This is a genomic window from Pseudomonas putida (genome assembly GCF_009883635.2).
In the GTDB taxonomy this organism is placed as follows: Bacteria; Pseudomonadota; Gammaproteobacteria; order Pseudomonadales; family Pseudomonadaceae; genus Aquipseudomonas; species Aquipseudomonas putida_W.
In genome coordinates, this window is sequence record NZ_CP026115.2 from 4,422,471 (window position 1) to 4,437,385 (window position 14,915).

13 protein-coding genes are annotated in these 14,915 nt (G+C 62.3%); 8 read left to right on the top strand and 5 right to left on the bottom strand.

Annotation, left to right across the window (positions count from 1 at the left end):
- Nucleotides 1–75 precede the first annotated feature (75 nt).
- A complete protein-coding gene (yegS, locus tag C2H86_RS20140) occupies nucleotides 76–963 on the top strand; it encodes a lipid kinase YegS (RefSeq protein WP_159409500.1) in 888 nt (295 codons plus the stop codon).
- Here yegS and C2H86_RS20145 read toward each other — a convergent pair.
- The 3 genes from C2H86_RS20145 to C2H86_RS20155 all read right to left on the bottom strand — a co-directional run bounded on the left by C2H86_RS20145 (nucleotide 947) and on the right by C2H86_RS20155 (nucleotide 3,391).
- Nucleotides 947–1,606, bottom strand: coding sequence for a response regulator (locus C2H86_RS20145; RefSeq protein WP_159409501.1), 660 nt, complete (start codon nucleotides 1,604–1,606; stop codon nucleotides 947–949). The genes yegS and C2H86_RS20145 overlap by 17 nt on opposite strands.
- Complete coding sequence (locus tag C2H86_RS20150) at nucleotides 1,603–2,493, bottom strand: sensor histidine kinase (protein WP_159409502.1); 891 nt, start codon at nucleotides 2,491–2,493, stop codon at nucleotides 1,603–1,605. The genes C2H86_RS20145 and C2H86_RS20150 overlap by 4 nt, the downstream gene beginning before the upstream one ends.
- Before the next feature lie 388 nt (nucleotides 2,494–2,881).
- Entirely contained in the window at nucleotides 2,882–3,391 is a 510-nt protein-coding gene (locus C2H86_RS20155; protein ID WP_159409503.1) for a histidine kinase, read from the bottom strand.
- A gap of 350 nt (nucleotides 3,392–3,741) precedes the next feature.
- On the opposite strand from C2H86_RS20155, the gene C2H86_RS20160 reads away from it, so the two are divergent.
- Together C2H86_RS20160 and C2H86_RS20165 are read left to right on the top strand one after the other, a co-directional pair.
- Nucleotides 3,742–4,677 (top strand): chemotaxis protein CheV, encoded by a 936-nt coding sequence (locus tag C2H86_RS20160; RefSeq protein WP_159409504.1) that lies wholly within the window; start codon nucleotides 3,742–3,744, stop codon nucleotides 4,675–4,677.
- 56 nt (nucleotides 4,678–4,733) lie between these two features.
- Nucleotides 4,734–5,537 (top strand): MOSC domain-containing protein, encoded by an 804-nt coding sequence (locus C2H86_RS20165; RefSeq protein WP_159409505.1) that lies wholly within the window; start codon nucleotides 4,734–4,736, stop codon nucleotides 5,535–5,537.
- Between the two features lie 95 nt (nucleotides 5,538–5,632).
- On the opposite strand, the gene C2H86_RS20170 is transcribed toward C2H86_RS20165, so the two are convergent.
- A complete protein-coding gene (locus C2H86_RS20170; protein ID WP_159409506.1) occupies nucleotides 5,633–7,561 on the bottom strand; it encodes a transglycosylase SLT domain-containing protein in 1,929 nt (642 codons plus the stop codon).
- Nucleotides 7,562–7,783: 222 nt separating this feature from the next.
- Here C2H86_RS20170 and C2H86_RS20175 point away from each other — a divergent pair, with 222 nt between their 5' ends.
- Entirely contained in the window at nucleotides 7,784–9,712 is a 1,929-nt protein-coding gene (locus tag C2H86_RS20175) for an ATP-binding cassette domain-containing protein (protein WP_159409507.1), read from the top strand.
- 58 nt (nucleotides 9,713–9,770) lie between these two features.
- On the opposite strand, the gene C2H86_RS20180 is transcribed toward C2H86_RS20175, so the two are convergent.
- The gene (locus C2H86_RS20180) at nucleotides 9,771–10,211 is read right to left on the bottom strand and encodes a universal stress protein (protein ID WP_085674827.1); all 441 of its coding nucleotides are present in this window, start codon (nucleotides 10,209–10,211) and stop codon (nucleotides 9,771–9,773) included.
- Between the two features lie 110 nt (nucleotides 10,212–10,321).
- Here C2H86_RS20180 and C2H86_RS20185 point away from each other — a divergent pair, with 110 nt between their 5' ends.
- The 4 genes from C2H86_RS20185 (at nucleotide 10,322) to C2H86_RS20200 (ending at nucleotide 14,915) form a co-directional block, all read left to right on the top strand.
- Nucleotides 10,322–10,759, top strand: coding sequence for a hypothetical protein (locus tag C2H86_RS20185; RefSeq protein WP_159409508.1), 438 nt, complete (start codon nucleotides 10,322–10,324; stop codon nucleotides 10,757–10,759).
- Nucleotides 10,760–11,229: 470 nt separating this feature from the next.
- Nucleotides 11,230–13,377: a fatty acid oxidation complex subunit alpha FadB gene (gene fadB / locus C2H86_RS20190; protein WP_159409509.1), complete on the top strand. Its 2,148-nt coding sequence runs from the start codon at nucleotides 11,230–11,232 to the stop codon at nucleotides 13,375–13,377.
- Nucleotides 13,378–13,408: 31 nt separating this feature from the next.
- Nucleotides 13,409–14,584, top strand: a complete 1,176-nt coding sequence (gene fadA / locus C2H86_RS20195; protein WP_159409510.1) for an acetyl-CoA C-acyltransferase FadA — start codon at nucleotides 13,409–13,411, stop codon at nucleotides 14,582–14,584.
- Between the two features lie 79 nt (nucleotides 14,585–14,663).
- Nucleotides 14,664–14,915, top strand: a complete 252-nt coding sequence (locus tag C2H86_RS20200) for a DUF1653 domain-containing protein (protein WP_079227151.1) — start codon at nucleotides 14,664–14,666, stop codon at nucleotides 14,913–14,915.

The following is a 14,915-nucleotide window of genomic DNA, read 5'->3' on the forward strand; positions in this document are numbered from 1 at the left end:
TTTCCTGCTCAGTGCAGCATTTCGGCCCCGTTTGTGGTCGAGATCTGGACTGAATGATCGCCACGGAGACACGCGATGCCAGAGCGCAAGGCAATCTTGATACTGCATGGCAAGCAGGCCATGAACGAAGCGGTACGCCAGGCGGTATCAGCCATGCGTGAGCGTGGCTGGACGCTGGATGTGCGGGTGACCTGGGAAGGCGGCGATGCCCGGCGGCTGGTTGGCGAAGCGCTGGCGGCCGGCTACAGCCAGGTGATCGCTGGCGGCGGTGATGGCACCTTGCGAGATGTCGCCGAGGCCATGGGGCAGGCGCGCAGCGAAGCAAGCCTGGCGCTGCTGCCGCTGGGAACCGCCAATGACTTTGCCAGGGCCGCCGGTATTTCACTGGAACCTGCCGAGGCCCTGGCATTGCTGGAGCTGCCGCCAAGGCCGATCGACCTGGGTAAGGTGGGCGACCAATTGTTCCTGAACATGGCCACGGGTGGTTTCGGCAGCCAGGTGACCGCCAGCACTTCTGAAGAGCTGAAGAAAATGCTCGGCGCTGCGGCATACCTGTTCACCGGGCTGTCGCGCTTCAGCGAGTTGCAGGCCGCCTCGGTCGAGCTGTCAGGGCCGGGGTTCGAATGGCAGGGCGACTTGCTGGCCCTGGGGATTGGCAATGGTCGCCAGGCCGGCGGCGGGCAAGTGTTGTGCCCGGAGGCGCAAGTCGATGACGGCCTGCTCGATATTGCCATCCTGCCGGCACCCCAGGAAATGGTAGGCGCGCTGCGTGATTTGCTGGCGGGTGAGGGGTTGTTCGTGCGGGCGCGTTTGCCGTGGGTCGAGATCACCTGTTCGCAGGGGCTGGACATCAACCTCGATGGCGAGCCCCTGCAGGCCGACAGCCTGCGCTTTGAGGCAGTGCCAGGGGCGCTGCGCCTGCACTTGCCGTTGAACTCACCGTTGATCAGTCATCCAGGCTGATGATCTTTTCACGCACGGCGAACAGGACCAGGCCGGCCACATCGTAGATCTGCAAGCGCTTCATGATCTGCGAGCGGTGGGTTTCCACTGTCTTGATCGACAGGCTCAGGCCTGCGGCGATTTCGCGGGTGGACTTGCCGCGCACGATCAGGCGCAGGATCTCCAGTTGCCGTGCGGTAAGGTTGTGGCGGTCGACGCCAGGCGGCTTGCCGTGCTGTGCACGCATCAGTGCCTGGTTGATCACCGTATGGGCGATGGCCGGGCTGAGGTAGCGTTCGCCATTGCGCAAGGCGATCAGGGCCTGCTCCAGTTCGGTGGCGGTGGCATCCTTGAGCAGGTAACCGTGGGCGCCATTTTCCAGTGCCCGCATGATCAGGTCCGGGTCGGTATGCATGGACAGGATCAGCACCTTGCAGGTGTTGCCAGTAGCGCGCAGCTGGGTGAGGGCATCAATGCCGCTGGTCGAGCGCATGGAAATGTCCAGCAGGACGATATCGGGCGCCAGTTGCTGAACGTGCTCGAGTAACTGGTCGCCGTCATCGGCTTCGCCGACCACGGAGTAGCCAGGGATATCGGATACCAGGGCACGGACCCCGGCACGGATCAGCGAGTGGTCATCCACCAGCAGCAATCTACAGGTCATGATGAAGCGGTAGTCCTGGCGCGTTCATGGGTACGGGGTGGCCATGGGAACAGCACGTCGATCGTCGTGCCCAGGCCGAGCTGGCTGGTGATCGCCAGGCTGCCGTTGAGCGCGGTGGCGCGCTCCTGCATGCCGGCCATGCCGCGCTGGCCGGCCTCGGCCGGATTGGCGGCAGGGATAAAGCCCTGGCCGTCGTCCTGGATCGACAGGGCAAGCCCTGCTGCGCTGCGTTGCAGGCGGATGGTCAGGTTGCGAGCCCGGGCATGGCGCAGCATGTTGGTGACCGCCTCCTGGGTGATGCGAAACGCCGCCATGGCGACCTCTTCGGATATGCCGCCCAGACGCTGATGACATTCCAGGCTCCAGTGCACGTCGGTGCTTTCCAAGGTGCGCACCAGGTGCGCCCGCAGGCTGGCCTCGAGGCCAAGGCTGGCCAGTTGTCGCGGATTGAGGATGGCGGAAACGTCGCGCACCTTGCTCAGGGTGTCTTCGAGGGTGCTGCGCAAGCTGCCACAGTGCACTTGCAAGTCGCTCGGCACGCGGCGTTGCAACCATTCCAGCTGCATCTTGGCGGCGGTGAGCAGCTGGCCGATGTCGTCGTGCAGTTCGCGGCTCAGGTGCTGGCGCTCGCTTTCCTGGACCTTGAGCATGCGCCCGGCCAACTCGGCCGGGCGCAGGCTGATCGACTTGGCGCCGTGGCTCAGGTGCCAGCAGACGCCAAGCGTGGCCACCAGTTGCAGGAGCAACAGACCGGCAGGCATGCCGTTCCCGCCGGCAAACAGGGCCAGGTTGGCCAGCAGGGACACCACGCACAGCAATGCCGTCGCCCAGCGTAGCAAGGTGGCGCGTGAACGGCGGCGCAGAGATATCTTCAAGCGTGGGAACATAAAATTGACAAGCCACTGAAGTCTTGCTGATGGGGGCCGTACACAGCTCTTGGCAGAGGCTTTGGCGTTGTGTTTGCAACAAATGGCGCGCGCGGCTTGAAGCGATACAGGGGGGAGCAGCCGGCATTTGTTTGCGCGCATCTTAACACTTCGGTTCAATTTGGTCGCGGCTGGGTAATGCTTTGAAACCTCAGCATTTCCGGGCCCGGGAGAGGGGCTTGGCAAGGTTGCAAGGCATCAAAAGGCCACTACTTGAGCAGGTGACGACCGCCGCAAGTTCAACTTGTAAAAGACCGCTCAAGTGCAAGGGGCTGAACTAGTGAAGAGCATCACAAGTTTGGCCTCTTTTGCGCTTTCAAACCTGTGCTTAGTTGCGTTCGCAAGCAGGCTAGTGGCGTAGCGCGGGCCCGCTGGCTGGAGAGCTGGCAGGCACCGTTGAATGCGGATGCACGCAGTCGTTGCCGTTATCGTTGCAGGACGCACACGTTTGCGGCAAAGGCTGATTCAGGGCAGTTGCCAGTTCGCTCAGTAGCGTCACCTGCTCGCAGGTATCGAGGGCGAGCCGGCCGGTGTGCAGGTCTACCAGTTCCAGTTGCCAGGCCAGCAAGGTCAGGCAGGCATTCAGCGTGGGCAGGGCTGCGTTGTCCAGGCACTGCTGTTGGCAGGCCGGGGCAAGCAGCTGGTGCAGGACGCTCGCATAGTGGGCGACTTCGAGCAGGCCCAGGCTGCTGGCGCGTCGGGCCAGGGTCTGCAGGGTGTTATTGAGGCATTGGCAGGCGTCCGGATCATTGCGGATCAGTTCAAGATGCTGCAGGCATTCCTGGGACTGGGTCAGCAAGACCTGGGCATCCAGCAGGAAGTCCTGCAGGGTGTCGATGTTAGAGACGCTGCTGTCCATCAAGACGCTCCGGCGCGTTGGGCTGGAGCAGGGGATGGCCACGCCATGTCGATCGCTAGCAAAAGCCTGACTCCATTCATGCAATGAGAATGGCGTCACATTAATGGCTAAAGGATATCGCGAACATCAGGTTGCACCTGATTGCTCCTAGGGGTTTCCCTGATGGCGCCTAGGGTGCGACAAGTTGCCCTGGAATGGATCCAAGCGGATCGTATCGCAGTAAAGCATGATGCTAATGTGATATCAATCGACCTGCAGAGCATTTTTTCGCAGGGGTCAAGATGCGCAGGGAAGCGCCGATATAGAACGGATCATTTCATATTTTTCGACACAACCCTGGGGGTTTTCCAATGGCTGGCATTCTCGACACGGTAGACCAACGCACGCAGCTGGTGGGTGAGAACCGCCTGGAAATCCTGATGTTCCGCCTGGCCGGTCGCCAGTTGTTCGCGATCAACGTATTCAAAGTGCAGGAAGTTCTGCAACTGCCCAAGTTGACCCTGATGCCGCAGCGCCACGCATTCGTCTGTGGTGTGGTCAACCTACGTGGGCAGACCCTGCCGGTGATCGACCTGTCCCAGGCGATCGGCATGCGCCCCCTGCAGCCAGGCCCGGACAGCACCATCATCGTCACCGAGTACAACCGCTCGGTGCAGGCGTTCCTGGTGGGTGGCGTCGATCGCATCGTCAACATGAACTGGGAGGCCATCATGCCGCCGCCTTCCAGTGCCGGGCGCCAGCATTACCTGACCGCTATCACCAAGGTGGACGACAAGCTGGTCGAGGTGATCGATGTCGAGAAGGTGCTGGCCGAGATCGTGCCCTACAACGCTCGGGTATCCGGCGACAAGCTGGCCGACCCGGTACTGGCGCGCGCACGTGGTCGCGAAGTGCTGCTGGTGGATGACTCCAGCGTGGCGCTGGCGCAGCTGCGCGATACCCTGTCGCAACTTGGGGTGAAGCTGCATGTGGCCAGTGATGGCCTGAAGGCCCTGCGCCTGCTCAAGGGCTGGGCGGATGCCGGGGAGGATGTCTGCGAGAAACTGTTGATGGTCTTTACCGATGCGGAAATGCCTGAGATGGACGGCTATCGGCTGACCACCGAGATTCGCAGCGATGCGCGCCTGCGCAAGCTCTACGTGGTGCTGCACACCTCCTTGTCGGGCAGCTTCAACGAATCGATGGTGAAGAAGGTCGGTTGCGACAATTTCCTCTCCAAGTTCCAGCCTGATCGCCTGGTCGATGTGGTCAAGCAGCGCCTGCTGCTGGATGCCAGCAATACGTGATCCCGCTGCCGGCCAGGTATAAGCTTGGCTTTTGACAATGCATGAGGCGGGCAGGGATGTTTCTCAGTGAGTTGTATCGATACCCGGTGAAGTCGGGGCAGGCGCAAGGCCTGCAGGGTTCGCCGGTGGGGCTTCTGGGGTTGCAGGGCGATCGACGCTGGATGGTGGTCGAGGAAGAGAATGGACGCTTCCTCACTCAGCGTGCCTGGCCACGACTGGGCCAGCTCAAGGCCAGCGCGGGTGAGGCTGGCGAGTTGTTGCTGGAGCTGCCTGGGCAAGCGCCACTGCGCGTGGCGGTGCCTGCTGCGGATGATGCGCTGCGCGGCGTTACCATCTGGCGCGATACCTTGCGCGTGCCCGACGCGGGCGACGAGGTGGCTGCCTGGCTGTCGCAGTGGCTCGGCAAGGCGGTTCGCCTGGTTCATTGCCCGGAGCAGCGGGCGCGCTACCTGCCCAATGGTTATGGCCTGAATAGTGACCGCGCGGCTTTCCCAGATGGCTTTCCGTTATTGCTGATCGGCCAGGGCTCATTGGATGATTTGAGCCACAGGGTCGGCCGGCCCATGGAAATGCTGCGCTTTCGGCCGAACCTGGTGGTGCAGGGGGCTGAGCCGTTTGCGGAGGATGGCTGGAAGCGGATTCGCATTGGTGCGCTGGAGTTTCGAGTGCTCAAGCCCAGTGTGAGGTGCATTTTCACCACGCTCGACCCGGCGACCGGGGAGCGCAGTGTCGACCGTGAGCCGTTGACGACCCTGAAGGCCTTCCGCGAGAAGGAAGGCGACATCCTGTTCGGGCAGAACCTTGCCGTAGATGGCAGTGGTTGGCTTGAAGTGGGGATGGAAGTCGAAGTGCTGGAATAGCCTGTACCGGCCTGTTCGCGGGACAAGCCCGCTCCTACAGGTCCCGTGTAGGACGGGCTTGCCCCGCGCAAGGGCCGGTACGGGCTCAGCAGTGATCACATGTCATCGAAATACCGCTCATGCCAGTCCACCAGCGGCTGCGGCACATTGAGCTTCTGCCCGTAGATCACCGAGTACGACAGCACGTTCTGCACATACTGGCGGGTTTCGTCGAACGGGATCGATTCAACCCACACGTCGAAGCTCAGGTGCTTGGCGCCCTTGAGCCACTGCCGCACGCGCCCGGGGCCTGCGTTGTAGGCTGCGGACGCCAACACCCGGTTGCCGTTGAACTGGCCGTGCACCTGGCTCAGGTAGGCCGCGCCGACCTGAATGTTCTTGTCCGGGTTGAACATCTGCTGCGGCGAGGCAAGCGGGATGCTGAACTTGCGTGCGGTTTCCTTGGCGGTGGCCGGCATCACCTGCATCAGGCCGCTGGCGCCTACCGGTGAGCGAGCATCCTCCATGAAGGCGCTTTCCTGGCGCGTGATGGCGAACACCCAGCTCGAATGCAGCCCGCGTACCTTGGCTTCGCGTACCAGGGTATCGCGATAGGCCATCGGGAAACGGATATCAAGGTCGTCCCAGTACTTCGCCTGACTGATGGTGCGGATGGCCGGGAAGTACCAGCGCAGGTCATAGGCCAGGCGGGCCTGGGCGACCATTTCGTCGCGGTTGAAGTGGCGGCTCACGTGGTACCACTCGCGACGGCCCTCGACGACCTGGCCGCGGGCGTGGAACTCCAGGGCACGCTGGATGCCAGGCGTGTTGCGCACCTTGTTGACCAGTTGCGGGCTCAGGACCAATGGCTTGTTGTTCAGCTGGTAAGGCGTTTTTGCCCGGTCAGCCGCGAGGAAACCATAGAAGTCACGCTCGCGTGCCACGTTCTTGTACAGCAAAGGGATCTGCGGGTTGTTCGGCTCGGCCAGTTCCAGGCTGCGTGCCTGCCAGTACTTCCAGCGGCTGCTATCGGCCAGTTCCTGAGGCAGGCGTTTGGTCAGCGCGTAGGCGTCTTCCCAACGGCCCAGGCGCAGCAGTAGGCGCAGGCGCCATTCGCTGACCGTGTTGTCACGCAGTTCGGGGTCGTAGCGGGTCATCAGATCCAGGGCGCGCGGGTCGTAGCGGCGTGCCAGGGTCAGGCCGATCTCGCGGGCGATGGCGACCTTTTCGTCACGGGAGAAGTGCATGCGCTGGGCGTAGTCGTCGAGCAGCGCCATGGCACGGTCAGGATCCTGTCGGGCCAGGCGACGCAGGCCGAGGCTGACCACGTCAGACATCGCTTCGTTGGCCGGTGTAAAGCGCGAGGGCTGGTTGAGCAGCTCGGGCTTTTGCGCCACGTCGATCAGCAAGCGGCCCTGGGGTGCGAGGGTTGTCAGGCCTTGCACCATGTTGTTGGCCAGCGCGTAGTTGCGCGCCTGGGCCGCCAGTTTGGCGCGGTTCCAGCGCTTGGCTTCGGTCAGCTGGCCTTCTGCGGCCCACATGCCGAACAGGGTGTCGCAGGCAGCCGGTTGCGACTTGCCGACGTTCCACAGTTTTTCGGCGCTGGCGAAGCCTTCGGCGCGCTGGCCGTGGCTCAGTTGATACTGGCCATTGAGGCAGTCCAGCTCGGTGAAATTGAGCTTGGGGTCGTAGTACTTGACGAACGTGTTCCACTCGCCGCGTTCGGCCAGCCAGCGCAGCCAGCGCAATTTCATCCAGTTGGCCTGGGGCAGGTCGCCGTGCTTGGCCAGGAAACCTTCGATTTCCTCGTTGCTGGCGGTCTTCAGGCGCGCGGTCAGTTCGTCGTACGCCAGGTACGGTGTGAGCGGGTAGTCGCGCAGCGCCGGGGCGTAGCGCAGGTAAGGGCCTTTGTCGCCCTTGGCCAGCGCACGCTTGGCCTCGTCGTAGTACTGGCGTTGCGTTGAAAGGTCGATGGCCTGCGCCGCACTGACAGTGGCGGCGGTGAGCAGCAGGCAGGAAGCAATCTGTAACAGGCGGCTGCGCATGATACGTCCGGGCAGTTGAACCATGGGGAAGTGACGGCGAAGCCAGCACTGTTGAAATCTGATTGCCTTAGCTTAGCCGTTTGCCGGCGGCGGGTGATAGCGCTGTGCTTGTAACCGGGCGTTAACGCCGACCGGGTGTCGCCAAGCCCCTGCGCGGTAGTCAACTTAATGCCGGAAAGGGCCAAGTCAGGTAGAATGCGCGCCCGCTTTCTGGAGACGAACATGACCCTGCTCAAATTCAGCGATGTGTCCCTCGCATTCGGCGCGATGCCGCTGCTGGACAAAGTGTCCTGGCAGATCGCCCGTGGCGAGCGGGTGTGCATCATCGGCCGCAACGGCACCGGCAAGTCGAGCATGCTGCGCCTGGTCAAGGGCGAGCAGAAGGGCGACGACGGCGAGATCTGGCGCGCCCCGGGCCTGAAGATCGGTGAGCTGCCACAAGAGCTGCCGGTTGCCGACGAGCGCACGGTGTTCGACGTGGTCGCTGCTGGCCTGGATGGCGTTGGCGAGTTGCTGGCCGAGTTCCATCACCTGAGCCAGAACATCCAGGGCGATGACGACCTGGAAAAACTCATGCACGTCCAGCACGAACTGGAGGCCCGCGACGGCTGGCGCCTGCAGCAGGTGGTGGAAAGCACCCTGAGCCGCCTGCAACTGCCTGCCGACAAGACCCTGGCCGAGCTTTCCGGTGGCTGGCGCCGCCGCGTGCTGCTGGCCCAGGCGCTGGTGTCCGAGCCGGACCTGCTGCTGCTCGACGAACCGACCAACCACCTGGACATCGGTGCCATCGCCTGGCTCGAAGAAGCCCTGCGCGGCTTCAACGGCGCCGTGCTGTTCATCACCCACGACCGTTCCTTCCTGCAGAACCTGGCCACGCGCATCCTCGAACTGGACCGCGGCGGCCTGATCGACTGGAACGGCGACTACGCCAGCTTCCTGGTGCACAAGGAGGCCGCACTGGCCGCCGAAGAGACGGCCAATGCGCTGTTCGACAAGCGCCTGGCCCAGGAAGAGGTGTGGATCCGCCAGGGCATCAAGGCCCGCCGTACCCGTAACGAAGGCCGCGTGCGTGCGCTCAAGGCTTTGCGTGTGGAGCGCGGCGAGCGTCGCGAGCGCCAGGGCAAGGCGAACATCCAGATCGAGGCGGCGGACAAGTCCGGCAAGCAGGTCATGGTGCTGGAGAACGTCAGCTTCCATCACGCCGATGGCCCGCTGCTGGTCAAGGACTTCTCCATGGTCCTGCAGCGCCAGGACCGTATCGGCCTGCTGGGTGCCAACGGTACCGGCAAGACCACCCTGCTGAAGATGATGCTCGGCGACCTGGAGCCTACCGCAGGCAAGGTCGAACGCGGCACCAAGCTGGAAGTGGCCTACTTCGACCAGATGCGTCACCAGCTCGACCTGGAAAAGACCGTCATCGACAACCTCGCCGAAGGCCGCGACTTCATCGAGATCGATGGCCAGAACCGCCATGTGCTGAGCTACCTAGGTGATTTCCTGTTCAGCCCGCAGCGTGCGCGCACGCCGGTCAAGGCACTGTCCGGTGGCGAGCGTGCGCGCCTGCTGCTGGCCAAGCTGTTCAGCAAGCCGGCCAACCTGCTGGTGCTCGACGAACCGACCAACGACCTGGATGTGGAAACCCTGGAGCTGCTCGAAGAGGTGCTGTCCAACTACAAGGGCACCGTGCTGATGGTCAGCCACGACCGGGCCTTCCTCGACAACGTCGTCACCAGCACGCTGGTGTTCGAAGGTGAGGGCAAGGTGCGCGAGTACGTCGGCGGCTACGAAGACTGGATCCGCCAGGGTGGTTCGGCGAAGCTGCTCGGCGTGACCGAGAGCAAGGGTGGCAAGTCCGAGCTCAACAGTGCCGTGGTCGAAAAGCCTGTCGAAGTGGCAGCGCCTGCGCCCGCCGCGCCGGTGGCGGATGCTTCGAAGAAGAAGCTCAGCTACAAGCTGCAGCGCGAGCTGGAAATGCTGCCGGGGCAGATCGACGAGGTCGAGCAGCGCATGGCCGAGGCGCAGGAAGAAGTGAACGCTGCCGGTTTCTATCAGCGGCCGATTGCCGAAACCTCGGCAGTGCTGGCCAAGATCGAGAAGCTTCAGGGTGAGCTGGATGCGCTGGTAGAGCGGTGGGCTGAGCTGGAAGGCTGAGTCTGCTGTACCGGCCTCTTCGCGGGGCAAGCGCGCCAAGAGGCCGGTACAGGCTACATCACTCTTTCTTCTGCAAGCGAACCGCCAGCACATCGCACGGTGCCCCGTGCAATACGTCATTGGCGGTGGAGCCCAGCAGCAATGCCAGGCCATGGCGGCCATGGCTGCCGACCACGATCAGGTCGCACTTCTGATCCTTGGCCAACTGGTGGATTTCCTGGCGCGGCTGGCCGTAGGTCAGGTGCGAGTCGCCACGGTTGATGTCGGGGTACTTGTTGAACAGGCGGTCCATGCGCTCCTTGGCCTGGTCGAACTGCTGCTGTTGCAGTTGCGACAGGTCCATCGGTACATCGCCGCCGAAAGCCATGGCCATCGGTTCGACGATATGCACCAGCGAGACCTTGGCATTCGACGGTGCCGCCAGCGCCATGGCACGTTTGATCACCGGGTCGCATTCTTCGGTAAGGTCGACGGCGACCAGAAGATGTTCGTAGGACATGAGCTGTACTCCTGACAATCGCGATAGTAGAAGTATGGTCGCTTTCCGGCAGGTCATCCGTGAATACTGAGTAACCCGCTCATTTGCAACACTTTATGGAATCTACAGATATGACGGTATGGCTGGTGGTGTCAATCCTTGCGCTGATTCTCAGTCCGCTTTCCTGGCTGCGCCTGTCGCGCAAGCAGGGGCAGCAGATGGGCCTGCGCCTGGAGGCGCGGCGCATGGGCCTGGCCATGCAACTGGCACCGCAGCAGTGGCCGCACTGGTTCGAGCAGGAGCCGCCGAGCCCGTGCCCGCAGTACCATCGCGGGCGCCGTCGGGGGCATGAAGACAGCTGGTGCTACTGGCAGGTCAGCCCTGGCGTCTGGTGGAACCAGTGGAAGGAAGTGTGCGAAGAGCCGCGCCTGAACGAGGTGTTCGCGCGTCTGCCGGAGACCGTCTACAAGGTCGAGGCCGACAAGCGCATGATCGCCCTGTACTGGAGCGAGCGCGGTGATGAATCTGTATTGCAGGATATTGCCCACGCCTTCGACACCCTCGCTTGATGGCATAACGACAAAGCGGCAACCCGGTAGCTACCAGGTTGCCGCTTTGTCGTTTCTGCAGCGCAGAAATGGCCAGGCAGGCCGGGAAATTGTTGAAGCCAGTCGCAGTGTAGCCACTGCCTGGCCGGTTGCCTGAAAAAAGTTCAGCCCCGGCCGTTTCCTTGTGGTCAATCGCTGACATGAATGATCGGCAATCACTGTCATCATGTTTTGCCCTCCGTCGATACAAAATGACCGGAAAGTCGCGTTTTCACCCCATTCGGGAGCATTTGACAACGCCGATCTTTTCGGAGAATGTGTGCATACCCAAATCAAACGGGCGTATGAATTGAGCGTTTGTATGTCATACCGCTCATACAGAATCCCGACTAGCGCGCTGACGGGTGTGCCTGGGGCAAGGGCGGCAAGACCTACTCTTCCACCAGCGATCGGCGTGTACAGTTCAGCTTCCATATCGTGGAGATCAGTTGATGATTTACGAAGGTAAAGCCATCACGGTTAAGGCTCTTGAAAGCGGCATCGTCGAACTGAAGTTCGACCTCAAGGGTGAGTCCGTCAACAAGTTCAATCGCCTGACCCTGGACGAGCTGCGCCAGGCCGTCGATGCCATCAAGGCCGACGCCTCGGTGAAAGGCGTGATCGTCAGCAGTGGCAAGGACGTGTTCATCGTCGGCGCCGACATCACCGAGTTCGTCGAAAACTTCAAGCTGCCCGAGGCCGAACTGGTTGCCGGCAACCTGGAAGCCAATCGCATCTTCAATGCCTTCGAAGACCTCGAAGTGCCGACCGTGGCGGCCATCAACGGCATCGCCCTGGGCGGCGGCCTGGAAATGTGCCTGGCAGCCGACTATCGCGTCATGTCCACCAGTGCCAAGATCGGCCTGCCGGAAGTCAAGCTGGGCATCTACCCAGGCTTTGGCGGCACCGTGCGCCTGCCGCGCCTGATCGGCTCGGACAACGCCATCGAGTGGATCGCCGCCGGTAAGGAAAACCGTGCCGAAGACGCCCTGAAAGTCGGCGCCGTCGATGCCGTGGTCGCCCCTGAGCTGCTGCAGGCCGGTGCCTTGGACCTGATCAAGCGCGCCATAAGCGGCGAGCTGGACTACAAGGCCAAGCGCCAGCCCAAGCTGGAAAAGCTCAAGCTCAACGCCATCGAGCAGATGATGGCTTTCGAGACCGCCAAAGGCTTCGTCGCTGGCCAGGCTGGCCCGAACTACCCGGCGCCGGTCGAAGCCATCAAGACCATCCAGAAGGCCGCCAACTTCGGCCGCGACAAGGCCTTGGAAATCGAGGCCGCTGGCTTCGCCAAGCTGGCCAGGACCTCGGTTGCCGAAAGCCTGATCGGCCTGTTCCTGAATGACCAGGAGCTCAAGCGCAAGGCCAAGGCCCATGACGAAATCGCCCACAACGTGAAGCAGGCCGCCGTACTCGGCGCCGGCATCATGGGTGGCGGCATCGCCTACCAGTCGGCGGTCAAGGGCACCCCGATCCTGATGAAGGACATCCGCGAGGAAGCCATCCAGCTGGGCCTGAGCGAGGCCTCCAAGCTGCTCGGCAACCGCGTCGAGAAAGGCCGCCTGACCCCGGCAAAAATGGCCGAAGCGCTCAACGCCATTCGCCCGACCCTGTCGTACGGCGACTTCGCCAACGTCGACATCGTCGTCGAAGCTGTGGTCGAGAACCCGAAAGTCAAGCAAGCCGTGCTGGCCGACGTGGAAGGCCAGGTGAAGGAAGATGCGATTCTCGCCTCCAACACCTCGACCATTTCCATCAACCTGCTGGCCAAGGCGCTCAAGCGCCCGGAAAACTTCGTCGGCATGCACTTCTTCAACCCGGTGCACATGATGCCGCTGGTGGAAGTGATCCGTGGCGAGAAGTCCAGTGAAGTGGCCGTCGCCACTACCGTGGCCTACGCCAAGAAGATGGGCAAGAACCCGATCGTGGTCAACGACTGCCCGGGCTTCCTGGTCAACCGTGTGCTGTTCCCGTACTTCGGCGGTTTCGCCAAGCTGGTCAGCGCTGGTGTGGACTTCGTGCGCATCGACAAGGTCATGGAGAAGTTCGGCTGGCCGATGGGCCCGGCCTACCTGATGGACGTGGTCGGCATCGACACCGGCCACCACGGCCGCGATGTGATGGCCGAAGGCTTCCCGGACCGCATGAAGGACGAGCGCCGCTCGGCCGTCGACGCCCTGTACGAGGCCAACCGCCTGGGCCAGAAGAACGGCAAAGGCTTCTACGCCTACGAGACCGACAAGCGCGGCAAGCCGAAGAAAGTCTTCGATGCCACCGTGCTGGATGTGCTCAAGCCGATCGTCTTCGAGCAGCGTGAAGTGACCGACGAAGACATCATCAACTGGATGATGGTGCCACTGTGCCTGGAGACCGTGCGTTGCCTGGAAGACGGCATCGTCGAAACCGCCGCCGAAGCCGACATGGGCCTGGTCTATGGCATTGGTTTCCCTCCATTCCGTGGTGGTGCGCTGCGTTACATCGACTCGATCGGTGTGGCCGAATTCGTTGCCCTGGCCGACCAGTACGCCGACCTGGGGCCGCTGTACCACCCGACCGCGAAGCTGCGTGAAATGGCCAAGAACGGCCAGCGCTTCTTCAACTGAGTGGTCAACGAGCTAGAGCGAGAGATTTGATATGAGCCTGAATCCAAGAGACGTGGTGATTGTCGACTTCGGTCGCACCCCCATGGGCCGCTCCAAGGGTGGCATGCACCGCAACACCCGCGCCGAAGACATGTCCGCGCACCTGATCAGCAAGCTGCTGGAGCGCAACGACAAGGTCGACCCGAAAGAAGTCGAAGACGTGATCTGGGGCTGCGTCAACCAGACCCTGGAGCAGGGCTGGAACATCGCCCGCATGGCGTCGCTGATGACCCAGATCCCGCACACTTCGGCCGCCCAGACCGTCAGCCGCCTGTGTGGCTCGTCGATGAGCGCACTGCACACCGCTGCCCAGGCGATCATGACCGGCAACGGCGATGTATTCGTGGTCGGCGGCGTCGAGCACATGGGCCACGTCAGCATGATGCATGGCGTCGATCCCAACCCGCACATGTCGCTGCACGCGGCAAAGGCGTCCGGAATGATGGGCCTGACCGCCGAGATGCTGGGCAAGATGCATGGCATCAGCCGTGAGCAGCAGGACCTGTTCGGCCTGCGTTCGCACCAGCTCGCCCACAAGGCGACGGTCGAGGGCAAGTTCAAGGACGAAATCATCCCGATGCAGGGCTATGACGAGAACGGTTTCCTGAAGGTGTTCGATTTCGACGAGACCATTCGCCCCGAAACCACCCTTGAGGGCCTGGCGTCGCTGAAACCGGCGTTCAACCCCAAAGGCGGCACCGTGACTGCCGGTACTTCGTCACAGATCACCGACGGCGCTTCGTGCATGATCGTGATGTCCGGCCAGCGTGCCATGGACCTGGGCATCCAGCCACTGGCGGTGATCCGTTCGATGGCGGTAGCTGGTGTCGACCCGGCGATCATGGGCTACGGCCCGGTGCCATCGACCCAGAAAGCCCTCAAGCGCGCCGGTCTGACCATGGCCGATATCGATTTCATCGAACTCAACGAAGCCTTCGCCGCACAGGCCCTGCCAGTGCTCAAAGACTTGAAAGTGCTCGACAAGATGGATGAGAAGGTTAACCTGCACGGCGGCGCCATCGCTTTGGGCCACCCGTTCGGTTGCTCCGGTGCACGGATTTCCGGCACCCTGCTCAACGTCATGAAGCAGAATGGCGGCACTCTGGGGGTGGCGACCATGTGCGTCGGCCTCGGCCAAGGTATCACCACGGTCTTCGAACGCGTCTGATCGCGTAGCGGGATAGCAGCCGGGGCCTTGTGCCCCGGTTTTTGTTTTTTACAGAATTTGTTTCAAGAGGAAGGGCGACATGCAGATACAACCAGGCGTATACCGGCATTACAAAGGGCCTGAGTACCGTGTCTTCAGTGTTGCACGGCACTCCGAGAACGAAGAGTGGATGGTCTTCTACCAATGCCTGTATGGTGATTACAGCTTCTGGGTGAGGCCCCTTGCGATGTTCCAGGAGTCCGTCGAGGTTGACGGCGAGCAGGTGCCGCGCTTTGCTTTGGTCAAGGCCGAAGAAGGGCTGCCCGAGCTGTCCGGCAAGTCGCAAGCGTGA

Excerpts from the sequence above, each read along its gene's own strand:
- fadB (WP_159409509.1), top strand. The coding sequence starts at position 11,230 with ATGATTTACGAAGGTAAAGCCATCACGGTTAAGGCTCTTGAAAGCGGC.
- C2H86_RS20145 (WP_159409501.1), bottom strand. The coding sequence starts at position 1,606 with ATGACCTGTAGATTGCTGCTGGTGGATGACCACTCGCTGATCCGTGCC.
- C2H86_RS20170 (WP_159409506.1), bottom strand. The coding sequence starts at position 7,561 with ATGCGCAGCCGCCTGTTACAGATTGCTTCCTGCCTGCTGCTCACCGCC.
- C2H86_RS20185 (WP_159409508.1), top strand. The coding sequence starts at position 10,322 with ATGACGGTATGGCTGGTGGTGTCAATCCTTGCGCTGATTCTCAGTCCG.
- C2H86_RS20175 (WP_159409507.1), top strand. The coding sequence starts at position 7,784 with ATGACCCTGCTCAAATTCAGCGATGTGTCCCTCGCATTCGGCGCGATG.
- C2H86_RS20165 (WP_159409505.1), top strand. The coding sequence starts at position 4,734 with ATGTTTCTCAGTGAGTTGTATCGATACCCGGTGAAGTCGGGGCAGGCG.
- fadA (WP_159409510.1), top strand. The coding sequence starts at position 13,409 with ATGAGCCTGAATCCAAGAGACGTGGTGATTGTCGACTTCGGTCGCACC.
- C2H86_RS20150 (WP_159409502.1), bottom strand. The coding sequence starts at position 2,493 with ATGTTCCCACGCTTGAAGATATCTCTGCGCCGCCGTTCACGCGCCACC.
- yegS (WP_159409500.1), top strand. The coding sequence starts at position 76 with ATGCCAGAGCGCAAGGCAATCTTGATACTGCATGGCAAGCAGGCCATG.
- C2H86_RS20155 (WP_159409503.1), bottom strand. The coding sequence starts at position 3,391 with ATGGACAGCAGCGTCTCTAACATCGACACCCTGCAGGACTTCCTGCTG.
- C2H86_RS20200 (WP_079227151.1), top strand. The coding sequence starts at position 14,664 with ATGCAGATACAACCAGGCGTATACCGGCATTACAAAGGGCCTGAGTAC.
- C2H86_RS20160 (WP_159409504.1), top strand. The coding sequence starts at position 3,742 with ATGGCTGGCATTCTCGACACGGTAGACCAACGCACGCAGCTGGTGGGT.
- C2H86_RS20180 (WP_085674827.1), bottom strand. The coding sequence starts at position 10,211 with ATGTCCTACGAACATCTTCTGGTCGCCGTCGACCTTACCGAAGAATGC.